This is a genomic window from Frankia canadensis (assembly GCF_900197875.1).
GTDB classification, from domain to species: Bacteria; Actinomycetota; Actinomycetes; order Frankiales; family Frankiaceae; genus Frankia; species Frankia canadensis.
Map to the genome: position 1 here is coordinate 1 of NZ_FZMO01000131.1, position 10,735 is coordinate 10,735.

Sequence of the window (10,735 nt, forward strand, 5' to 3'; positions counted from 1 at the left end):
GGCGGTACGGTGCGGGTGGGCGGCTCGGTGTAGCCGTGCGACGTGGTGCGAGTGGGCGACGTGGTGTGAGTGGGCGGTGTGGCGCGGGTGGGCGGTGTGGTGCGAGTGGGCGGCTCGCCCGACGTGGACGGTGCGGCGTGGGTCGGCGGCGCGGCGGCCGCGACCGCGCGGGCGAGGTCCGCCAGCTCCCCGGCCGGCTCGAGGTCCACGCGCGCGAGCCGGTCGGGACGCGGATCGCCGTCGGACCAGGACCACGCCGTCGGCGTCCACCGGTGCACCTCGACAGCGCACGGCGTCCGGCCCACGGCCACGGCGTCGACGGCGCCTGACGGGGCGGAACCGACGCCGGGCTCGCCGCCGGGGCCGACCGCGAACGCCAGGTGCCGGCCGGGCATCGCGACCACCCGGCACAGTGGGGCACACGCGGCGCCCGGGTAGCACGAGCGGACCCAGTCGGCCTGCGGATCGCCGTCGAAGGTGATCTCCCGCAGCCCCGCCCGGAGCCCGAGGCCGGTGTACTTGGCAACGGCCTCCTTCGCCGACCACAACCCGCGCACGGCGGCGCCGGTGGGCAGCCGCAGCCGTTCGTCCGCGCCGCAGAACCGGCCGGCGACCTCGGCGATCAGCGCCACCGGGGTGTCCTCGACGTCGACCGCGCAGCCGTCGGGATGGAAGCCGACGACGAGCATGCCGCGGTCGTGGGAGAGCCCGGCCCGCGCGCCCGCCGCCGCCTCGCCCGCCAGCACCGGCCGTCCGTCGGCGCTGTCCCGAAGGGGGACGTCGCCCGGTGAGGGCACGCCGAGATGCTCGGCCAGGACCGTTGCCAGCAACAGCCGCCCAAGCCGCTTGACGAGTGACTTCGGTGGTCCGTACTCACCGACGGGCGCGGCGGGCACCAGATCCGCGAACGACAGCAGATGGCACTCCAGCGGCGGGCGTCCAGCCGGCACGACGTCGTCGGGCGCGGGGGAAGCGGCGGAGATGGTGCGGGTGGCGGCGACCGGGAAGTCGGATCGCGACGCCGGCATGAAGCACCCCTCTCGACACGGCAACCAGATGTGCGGGCGGTGCCAGGCGGCATCACCGCCACCTCGAGACTGACAATCAGGCATCGACAGGTCAACGAACGGACAAATCCTTCAATCGATCCATCGCCGGTCCCAATGAGCCACCACCACGTGCTCACCCGGCGATTTACGGCGAGAATGTGATGGCCGCCATTCCCGCTGTTCATCCGACATTCTCGCCGCCGGCACCGACGGGTCGGCCGCCGTTCGACCTTTGTTTGCCGACGCACCGCCCGGACACTCCGTGATTGCGTGAACCGGCCCGAGGCCGCGGATATCGTGTGGGCATATCAAAATCGACCGATCGGAATCCCCGCCGGGGCGTTGACCTCCTTGCCCGGGGCACCGACCATCCGCTGCGGCACCACCATGCGCGCCGGCCGGCCCCGGGGCTGGCCGGCCGGCGTGAACGGCGTGGCACGGGGCGGCCCGAGGGGATGGGCGACACCGAGGTCGCCGCGGCGCGGCTCGCCCGGCCACCGGGCGGCGGCAAGGTCGCCGGCCCCGTCGACAGAAGGGTGCGGTTCGTGGACCACAACCAGATGGCGAGCCAGAACGGCGCGGCCTCGTCCGCCGGAGCCGAGATGGCCGCCGAAGCCGAGATGGCCGCCGCAACCGAGACCGCCGGCGGCGCCGATGCTCACCTCACGGTGGCCGCGGTGGCCGCGGTGACGGGCTCGGCCCCGGCGACGGACGCGGGCGATGCCAGCGAGATCGATCGGCGTATCGCCGACCTGCGCGCCCTGCTGGAGCAGGGCCTGAGCGAGGGCGTCGGCGTCGGCCACTCGCTCGGCATCCACCTCGGCACCCTCGAGGTCGGCCGGACGGTCTGGACCCTGCAGCCCTCACCGGCGACCGCGAACGCCATGTTCACCGTGCACGGCGGAGTCCTGGCCACCCTGATGGACACGGCCATGGGCAGCGCCGTCTACACCGCGCTCCCGCCCGAGACCTACTACACGACCCTCGAACTCAAGGTGAACTTCGTCCGCTCGGTGAGTCTCACCGCCGACCTGCTCACCTGCGAGGCCCGCACCATCCACGTCGGCCGCCGCACCGCCACCGCCGAGGGCACCGTCACCGGCACCGACGGCAAACTCATCGCCCACGGCACCTGCACCTGCCTGCTCACCCCCGCCTCCTCCGCCTGAAGCTCGTCGACCAGTGCGGCTCCGGCCTGCGACCTCATGCACAGCGACCCAACAACCGCGTTCCATGATCATCTCTGCTGCCGGCATCGACCAGAGCGCCGAGGATGGGACGGACTTCCCGTGGGTGGGAGGCGCCTGCGGGGGACAGCGGCACCGTGTCGCGAACTCGCGGCTACCCGTTCGTTTTGCCCCGGATTTCGCGACACGGGCCGCCGTGACGTTGCCAGAACACTGCCACGGCGAGTCGCGGCCGCCATCTGGATTCCTCTTTTGCCAGTACAGCGCCATTGCTTGCCAGTACAGCGACTTTTCGCACAGCTTCAGGGTGAGCTGTGGATCCCGTCAGATGTCGATAAGTTCCGACGCTCGTGTTCGACAATCCGGCCGGAATCCGGCCGGCGCCGCCACCGGTTCCGGATCCCGATCTCCGGCGCCGCAGTCCGGCACGATCAGGTATGTCTGGGAGTGGAGATCACGCTACCCACCGCCCCACCATCCGATGTTTGAGGATCGTTCACGTGAACCGACTTTCGCGGATCCGATCCAGCTGGACACTTACTGTCATGACGCGAATCCGTCGCACGGTTCTGGCGGCCTCGGCCGCAGTGGCCCTTGTCTGCGCAACGGGTACCGCTGCGGGTGCCGCGGCAACCGCTCCGGGCGCTGTCGCCTTCCCCGTCCCCGCGAACGTCAGCCCTGCCGCGTCGTCGGGGCCGTCGAGCCGGCTCTGCCCGCCGGCGGCGGTGGCGGTGGGGTTCAGTGACGGGCTGGACAAGGTGTCGTTCGACGGCGTGACGGTCGGGGGGCTGTCGGGAATCACCCCTGATCGGCGTGGTGGTGGGTATGTGGCCGTCGAGGATCACAGCAACAATGATCCGGCGCGGTTGTTCTTTCTGCGCGACCCGGCGCATCCGCGGGTGACGGGCATGCTCGTCCTGCGCCACCCGGACGGCACGCCGTACGACGCGAACGGCTTCGACGGCGAGGGAATCGCGGTTCTGCCCGACGGACGGTTTCTGATCAGCTCGGAGAACGAGCCGTCGATCCGGGTGTTCGGCCGGGACGGGACGCAGGCCGCGCAGCTTGACGTGCCGAAGCGGTTCGCCGTCGCGCCGGCCGGTGAGGCGAGCGCGAACGCGACGCTGGAGGGGCTGTCGATCTCGCCGTCCGGGCGGTACGTGTACGCGGCGATGGAGGGAACGCTGTCGGGGGACGTCCCGGCGGGCGGCGGTGAGGGCCGGTTCCGCCGGATCCTGGTCTACACCGCCGACCGCGCCGCGCCGGGTGGGTTCCGGCTCGTCCGTCAGATCGGCTATCAGGTCGACGCGGGCAACCGGATCGCCGAGGTCGCGGCGTACGACGACGGGCGGTCCGTCGTCCTGGAGGCGGCGTTCACGGCGGACGTAGGCAACACGGTGACCCTCTACGCCGTCACCGGCGCTGACCGGGCGCCCGACGTCAGCGGGGTCGCGAACCTGTCCGCCGCCCCGGCCGGCGACATCGTCGCCAAGAAGCAGGTGGCCGACCTGGTCCGCTGCCCGACGCTCGGCGCGACCGCCAAGGAGCCGCAGCGCAACCCTCTGCTCGACAACTACGAGGGGCTCGCCATCGCCGCCCCCGCCGGCCACGGCCCGGCGTCGCTGCTGCTCATCAGCGACGACAATTTCAACCCCACCCAGATCACCCGCCTGCTCAGGCTCACCGCCGTCCTCCCCTGACGCGCCGACGGACGAGGGGCGGGCCCGATCGGGCATCCAAGGCCCTCGGTGGGGGCTCGGGTGAGGGCTGCGCGGACCGCCCGAACGGGGATGCCAGGCCCGTCCGTCGAAGGTGCCGGCGAGCGGCGTCACGGCCGGGCCGCGCGGCCTCGTCCACCACCGTCCACCAGGATGTTCGCGGCGCGATGCGCGGCCCTCGGGCTTCTGCCGGACACCGTGGCGACCCTGCCCGGGGGAGCGCCCCCGGGCAGGGACACGGCGTAGGTCAACCGGTGCCGGTGCCAAGGTCCCGCCAGAAAGCTCCGACGGTCCCGGTGGGTTCGTCACTACCCGCGATGCAGAGTCGTGCGTGACGATCCGTCGGTGACCGACCTTGAGGAGCCAGCGTGCCCATCTGGCACATCCGTCCCTACGAGACCGTCGACTACGCGGCGACCGTGCGCCTGCTCGAGGAGGTGCGCAGCTCGCCGGGCGGTCCGCCGATCAACCTGACCGACACCGTGCTGGCCCTGCGGCACGAACCGCCCGACACCGAGTCGCCGGCGGTGGTCGCGATCGCCGGCGAGCACATCGTGGGGGCGGCCGTCGGGCGCAAGGAGGGCGGCAGGGGCCGGGTGCTCACCGTCGCGATCGCGCCGGCGTGGCGGCACCACGGCATCGGGTCGGGTCTGCTGCAGAGCGTCGAGAACCAGCTGCTGCACGTCGGCTGCCGCCAGATCACCACGCTGATCACGCCGGGCCAGTCGGACGAGGAGGCGTTCCTCAACCGCGGGTTCGCGGCGACCGGGCAGATGGTCTACGACAAGCAGATCCCGCTGCGCCCGGCGGACGTGTCCACCGTCGAGCGCTGGGGCGGCGCGCTGCTGAGCACGTCGGAGTGGTCGAACCTCGCCGGGATGGAGGAGGAGCGCTCGCTCATCGAGAAGCGGCTGCTGCTGCCGGTGCGCGAACGCGAGCTCGCCGAGGCGTATGGGGTGGTCATCCCGACGGCGATGCTGCTGTTCGGGCCGCCGGGGACGGGCAAGACGTCGTTCGCGCGGGCGGTGGCGGCGCGCCTCGAGTGGCCGTTCGTGGAGCTGCTGCCGTCGCGGCTGGCGTCGGGCGGCAGCGGGCTGGCCGCGGAGCTGCGTTCGGCGATCAACGCTCTGATGGGCGTCGAGCGGGTCGTCGTGTTCATCGACGAGGTGGACGAGATCGCGCAGTCGCGGGAGACCCGGCCGGAGAACCAGTCGGTCGTCAACGAGCTGCTTAAGGCGATCCCGCTGTTCCGCGGGGTGCAGGGACGGCTGCTGATCTGCGCGACGAACGCGGTGTCCGCGCTCGACCCGGCGTTCGTGCGGCCCGGACGGTTCGACCTCGTGCTCCCCGTCGGCCCGCCGGACGCGACCGGACGGCGGGTGCTGCTGGCCGGGCTGCTCGACCGGGTCGCGAACAAGGCGAAGATCGACCTTGACGCGGTGGTCGCCGCGACCGACCTGTTCACCCCCGCCGACCTCACCGCTGTCGTGCAGCGCTCCGCCGCCGCGGCCTTCCACCGGGCGACCGACGGCGGCTTCGAGCCCGGCAAGCCCGACTCCGACGCGGCCGGCCCCGGCCACGCCGATCCCGCCGCGTCGCCGCTGCGCACCGAGGACCTGATCGACGCGGCGCGGCAGGCCCGTCCAACCATCAGCCTCACCGAGCTCGACCGGTTCCGCCGCGACGCGGAGGCCTTCACCCGGATCTGACGGCCCACGCCCGTCGCTGTTCCCGGCCGCCGTGGGCCCTGGCCCCGGCCGCCGGGATCAGCACTATCGGACCTTTTAGGACGTTTCGTGCCTACTTTTCGCGATTTTGCCTGGTAGCGGCCCTGGCCGCGTAAGAATGATGATCGGCACCGACGACACGGCCTTCTCCGCACGCTGCAGATGGGGTACCCCACCATGACTGTCGGAACACGCGCGCTCTACATCGTCGTCTGCGGTGGGGGATATCCCGCTGGCGACCTCCCAGCCTTCGTCCGCCAGGCGGCCACGGCCGACTGGGACATCCGTGTCGTCGCGACTCCGTCCTCACTGAAGTTCATCGACACCGCGCTGCTCGCGAACCTCAGCGGGCATCCGGTGCGCAGCGAGTACGTCCTCGTCGAGGACGACGACGAGGAACGCCCGATCCCCGACGCGGTCGTGGTCGCTCCGGCGACGTTCAACACGGTCAACAAGTTTGCCACCGGTATCTCCGACACCCTGGCGCTCAGCCTGCTGAACGAGACAATCGGCTCGGGTATCCCCATCATCGTCGCGCTGCCGCCGAACCCGACCCACGCCAAGCACCCGGCGTTCCTCGCGAACATCGCCACCCTGCGCTCCTGGGGCGTCGAGGTGATCTTCGACTACGAGGGCGTCGTCCTCGAGAACGTCCCCGACATCGAGGCGTGGAAGGCCATGTTCCCCTGGCAGAAGACCTTCGACGCCCTGGAGGCCACCAAGAAGCCCTGACCCGCCCGCCACCGCCTACCGGGGTCCGAATTCCGGATTGTGGTCGGGTCCGGTATCCGGTGCCGGATCCGGATGGGCCGGCCGGGATTGCAGCGGGTCCGGGTTTGGGACGGGCTGGGCTGGTGGCGGGGAGCTGGCCAGCCGATCGCGTATCTCAGCCAGGCGCCGCCCGGTCTGGCCGGGTTCGGCCAGCAGGTCGGCGGTGGGGGCGGTGCTGCTGGTCCAAGGGTGCGCCAGATGCGGTCGGGCGAGGTCCACGACGGCGCCCACCGCCTCCCGTTCGTCCTGGGTTCTGGCATGGGCGTGCAGCTGACGTGCGGCAGTGGTGAACCGGGCGGTCTCCTGAGGTGTCCAAAGCCGGGTACGTTCGGTGTGGACTACTTCGGCGGCCCGCGGAGGTTCACGCCAGCTGCCGTCGGGTTGGCGGCTGTTGTGGTAAATGACGGCGTTCCCTCGAAGGACCACGCTGGTGACGTCGACCGGAACGGTGCCGGCGTCGATCGCCTGGGCCTCCCGCTGGATGCCGGCGTAGGAGGCGTCGTGGACGGCCGGGTCGATCGGTCGGCCGTGACCGTGGGTGGCCACCTGCTGCCAGTACCGGTCGAGGACCCCGAGCCGACTCCACGCAGCGGGTACGGCGAGGAAGAGCACCTCGACGCGGTAGCCGCCAGCGGCGAACCGCCGCGCCGGTTGCTCAAACTCGTCCGGCAGCCGCATCGCCGACTCCATGATGACGTCGACGCGCTCGTTGATCGCCCACTCCTGGGCCTTCTCCATCCACCGGCGGCCGTCGATACTGGTGTATGCGCCGGCGGTGGTGTCGTCGGCCGCCATGAGCGCGGGGTATCGCGGATGGTAGGGCTTGAGCACGTCAAGGTCGATGCTGATCGCGCCGCCGCGCTGGTCAAGGGCGCGACGGGCCATCAGCGAGGTGTTGGTCTTGCCTGCGCCGGTCTGCCCCGCGACGAAGACGACCACCGGGGTGGCCTGTGCCGGCCTGCCGCCGTACTCGCGCGGGACGATCGCCGCGCGGAAGATCTCCTCGTTGTCGGCGTCGGAAAGCAGATAACGGGTGCGGTCGACCTCAGCCACGGAACTGCCGCAGGTAGGCAAGTGCCTCGGCGGCGGCCTGGCGGGTCTCGTCGATGAACGCGGGATCGGTGGGGCGCAGCGCGCGACGCCGGGCGATGAAGGCCGTCTGCTGGGCCTCCCACGCGGCCACGTCGGTGGCCGAGTAGGCGGCACGGTTGTGCCGGGCCTGCCACAACAGGGCGGCGTAGCCACCAACGACCTGGTTGACCTCCTCGACCGCGATCTCACAGCGGGCCGCGACAACATCGTCCCACTCGAACGGTTCAAGTCCGCCCAGAACACCATCCCGCTCGTCGGTCATGTCTCCATCATCCCCTACTGCTCTGGTCGCGGCTGCGATCTGCGGATCGACGAAGACTCAAACTCGTTTTCGTCCTGGATCGGCGTCTACACGTTCTCCCTTTTTTCTGTCTGCCTCTCAGCTCAGGGGGCTTGGTCCTTCCACGCCGACGCCCGGATCCATATCCGGACCCGGAAAGGGATGTTCGCGTGGAGGTACGGGTCCCTGCTCTGGCATCGGCTCGGGGGCTGTCTGTGCAAGCCGGTGCTTCAGATCTGCGATCCGGCCGGAGACGCTCCGCTCGGGTGCTGAGACCGGGTCTGCAGCAGGCCGGTAGTAAACGACTTCTTCTGATCGCCGACTCAGGATCGTCGTCTCCCCGGTGGGCCCGATTTTGATGATGTTGCCTTTGGTGACAGCCTCGAGACCACCGTCGGGCTGGCGGTTGATGTAGTCGTCGCGGGGTGGGTACATGCGGCCGTCGAACTTGAGCCCCGGATTGGGGTCGCGGGGCACACCGCTGTATTCGTCCTCGACGGCGTCCAGGGTGGTGTTGAGCTGAGTCAGTGCTTCCTGCGCGCTGGCCGGCGGCGGCAATTCATCCAACCGGTGGTAGACGATTTGCAGACGCTCGTGCAGAGGCAGAGGCAGAGGATGGGGCGTACTCATGCTCTGTCTGCTCCCGGTCACCGACTGGTGCGGAAGGCGTCGCGGATGAGAGTGAAGGCTGCTTCGGCGGAGGCAACGATATGTTCGTAGCCGGTGAACGCCTGCTCGGGGGATGGATCGACGGACACCCCCCATTCCGCTGCGCCGGGCCTGCCGGCGATGGCTGCGTGACGGTCGGCTGCCCGGACGTCGATCACGACCGCCCCGGACGGGAATGACTCGATCGTCGTGGCGATGTCCTCGCCGAGGATCGAGCGGGCCAAGGCCGCGTAGTCGACCACGTTGGGCTCCTTCTCAGCCGCGTTCACGGGGTGACGTGCAGGTCGACGGCACGCCCGTCGGGATCACGAAGGACGTGGTCACCTGGGGGAAAAACAGTTCCGAGGCTGGCGTGGGAGACGGTCAGGCCTACCCTGGCCCGCCCGGTCGCTGGGCCGGAACCCGCCGGGTAGAGCTCGAGGACGGCACCCCCGGCCAGGACCGCGGCATAGTGCTCCGGACCGGCTCCATGGCGTTCACGCTCGAACGCCAAACCGAGATTCCGGTAGAAATCATGGGATAACGGCAGGTCGGAACAGTAAAGGACAAGCAGGCTTATCTGAGCCAGGGGCGGCGATTCATTGTTCATGGCGATTCCGTCTCAGAGATCCCTACGGCTGACGCATGGGGTGGTGCTCAGCTTCCGGCCGCCGCAGCCGTTGTGGCTCTGGTGCTTTGCCGGGCGACGAACGCAGCAAAGTCGCTGTCGTCGTGGATTGGTCCCACGCCGTGTTCCTTGTGGGTGCCGGCGCCGCAGCGGGGGGATCGTCGGGCAAAGCGGGCCCGGGCGCGGGCGAGCCAGTCGAGCCAACGGACGGGGTCGTCGGGGCGGTCGTCATGGTAGGCGGCCTGCCAGGCAAGCCAGAGTCCGGTGAGTTCCTCGACGAGGTCGCCGTGCCGGTACCAGCAGGGTGGGATGTCGTCGATGCGGAAGCGTTCGGTCAGCCAGCGCACCCAGTCGCCGAACTCCTGCCAGGTGGAGCGTAGCCGGTCGGGGTCGAGGTTCTCCCAGCGAAACGGCGTCCCGGGCCGGTCCGTCCTGTGGGTAGTGCGCCGGGCGCCCTGTTCTTCCAGGGCCAGCACACGGTCGACGAGTTGGGAGACGACGTCGAGGAGTTCGTCCATCTGGCCGCGGGCGGGGGCGGTCATGGGCTGGTCCGTTCATGGGGGTAGTAGGCGTCGTGGTCGGCGCGGAGTTGTGCGCCGTCGCGGCGCCGGTCGACCTGTTGGAGGCGGATCCAAGTCGGGGGTGCTGAGCGTGGGAGGAGCAGGGCGTTGCCGAGGGGGGCGTTGCGGATCTCGTCGGGTTCGAGGACCCGGCGGCGTCGAAGGCTGGTGCTGACCTGGTCGGGTCCGGAGGCGGCGGCGCCGAGCAGGCCGCCGCGGGTGTAGACGGAGGCGGTGGGTTCGTCGTATTCGCCGGCGGTCTTGGAGAGGTCCTCGAGGTCGCGGACGTCGGAGACGCCGGGCAGGATCAGTTTGTAGGTGGCGGCGTCCCACATGGCCTTGGCCGCGTGTTCGCCCCAGGAGCGGCGGGCCTGGTTCAGGGACTGCAGAACGGCCATGAGGAACACCCCGGAGCCGCCGCCGTAGCTGAACAGGTCGGGCAGGCGGGGTAGGGCGGCGATGTTGGCGGCCTCGTCGAGCATGAGGCCGAGGGGTGGGGTGAGCCGCCCGCCCGGGGAGGTGGCGGCGCGTTGCAGGCCGATCTCGATGATCTCGTCGACGAGCAGGGCGGTGAGCGGGCCGATGGTCTCCTGGGAGGCGGGGGTGCCCTGGATGTGGACGGTGCCTCCGGCGAGCAGCCGGGCGGGGTCGAAGCCGGTGCCAGCGGGCGGGCAGGCGGCGTCGAGGACGATGGGGTCCCACAGGGAGGCCAGGGCGAGGCGGACACCGAAGAAGATGTTGGCCTGCATCCGCGGGTCCTCGGTGGAGTAGCGGGCGAGGGATTCCGCCCAGGCCTGAGTGGCCAGGCCCGCGCGGCGGATGGCGGTGACGGGGGTGGGGTCGGCGGGGTCCGAGGACCAGGCAAGCACGTCGCGCATGGATGCTCCGGCGAGGGCGGCGGCGTGCAGGTAGGCGGCGAGGACGATGGCGGAGACCTGCCGCCAGTCGGAACCGTTCTCGGTGCCGGCGCCGATCTGGGCGGAGGAGGCGAGGACCTGGCCGCGGCGCAGGGCGGTGGAGGGGTCGTCGGCGCCGGCGGTGGGATCCCAGCGCAGCGGCTCGCCGACGGGCGGGG

At 70.7% G+C, this 10,735-nt stretch carries 12 protein-coding genes; 4 read left to right on the forward strand and 8 right to left on the reverse strand.

Going from position 1 to position 10,735, the window contains the following annotated elements; genetic code table 11:
- A partial coding sequence (locus C1A33_RS12995; protein WP_165818356.1) for a 4'-phosphopantetheinyl transferase family protein occupies positions 1–1,028 on the reverse strand: 1,028 nt, incomplete at its 3' end.
- 476 nt (positions 1,029–1,504) lie between these two features.
- Here C1A33_RS12995 and C1A33_RS13000 point away from each other — a divergent pair.
- From C1A33_RS13000 to C1A33_RS13015, 4 genes are all read left to right on the forward strand, one after another.
- Positions 1,505–2,218 carry a PaaI family thioesterase gene (locus C1A33_RS13000; protein WP_341477223.1) on the forward strand — a complete coding sequence of 238 codons (714 nt, stop codon included), beginning with the start codon at positions 1,505–1,507 and terminating at the stop codon, positions 2,216–2,218.
- Between the two features lie 749 nt (positions 2,219–2,967).
- Positions 2,968–3,936 carry an esterase-like activity of phytase family protein gene (locus C1A33_RS13005; RefSeq protein WP_243407484.1) on the forward strand — a complete coding sequence of 323 codons (969 nt, stop codon included), beginning with the start codon at positions 2,968–2,970 and terminating at the stop codon, positions 3,934–3,936.
- Between the two features lie 386 nt (positions 3,937–4,322).
- Positions 4,323–5,663 (forward strand): ATP-binding protein, encoded by a 1,341-nt coding sequence (locus C1A33_RS13010; RefSeq protein ID WP_101831781.1) that lies wholly within the window; start codon positions 4,323–4,325, stop codon positions 5,661–5,663.
- 195 nt (positions 5,664–5,858) lie between these two features.
- On the forward strand, positions 5,859–6,413 hold the full coding sequence (locus C1A33_RS13015) for a flavoprotein (RefSeq protein ID WP_101831787.1): 555 nt from the start codon (positions 5,859–5,861) through the stop codon (positions 6,411–6,413).
- 15 nt (positions 6,414–6,428) lie between these two features.
- On the opposite strand, the gene C1A33_RS13020 is transcribed toward C1A33_RS13015, so the two are convergent.
- The 7 genes from C1A33_RS13020 to C1A33_RS13040 form a co-directional block, all read right to left on the reverse strand.
- The gene (locus C1A33_RS13020; protein ID WP_165818357.1) at positions 6,429–7,505 is read right to left on the reverse strand and encodes a zeta toxin family protein; all 1,077 of its coding nucleotides are present in this window, start codon (positions 7,503–7,505) and stop codon (positions 6,429–6,431) included.
- The gene (locus C1A33_RS34840; protein ID WP_165818358.1) at positions 7,498–7,806 is read right to left on the reverse strand and encodes a hypothetical protein; all 309 of its coding nucleotides are present in this window, start codon (positions 7,804–7,806) and stop codon (positions 7,498–7,500) included. Before C1A33_RS34840 ends, C1A33_RS13020 begins: the two co-directional genes overlap by 8 nt.
- A 117-nt stretch (positions 7,807–7,923) precedes the next feature.
- On the reverse strand, positions 7,924–8,454 hold the full coding sequence (locus tag C1A33_RS34140; RefSeq protein ID WP_133150652.1) for a hypothetical protein: 531 nt from the start codon (positions 8,452–8,454) through the stop codon (positions 7,924–7,926).
- Between the two features lie 17 nt (positions 8,455–8,471).
- The gene (locus C1A33_RS13025) at positions 8,472–8,735 is read right to left on the reverse strand and encodes a hypothetical protein (RefSeq protein WP_133150653.1); all 264 of its coding nucleotides are present in this window, start codon (positions 8,733–8,735) and stop codon (positions 8,472–8,474) included.
- A 23-nt stretch (positions 8,736–8,758) separates the two neighbouring features.
- Positions 8,759–9,082 (reverse strand): VOC family protein, encoded by a 324-nt coding sequence (locus C1A33_RS37710; protein WP_101831784.1) that lies wholly within the window; start codon positions 9,080–9,082, stop codon positions 8,759–8,761.
- Positions 9,083–9,129: 47 nt separating this feature from the next.
- The gene (locus tag C1A33_RS13035; protein ID WP_101831785.1) at positions 9,130–9,642 is read right to left on the reverse strand and encodes a hypothetical protein; all 513 of its coding nucleotides are present in this window, start codon (positions 9,640–9,642) and stop codon (positions 9,130–9,132) included.
- A partial coding sequence (locus tag C1A33_RS13040) for a type IV secretory system conjugative DNA transfer family protein (RefSeq protein WP_165818359.1) occupies positions 9,639–10,735 on the reverse strand: 1,097 nt, incomplete at its 5' end. The genes C1A33_RS13035 and C1A33_RS13040, both read right to left, overlap by 4 nt.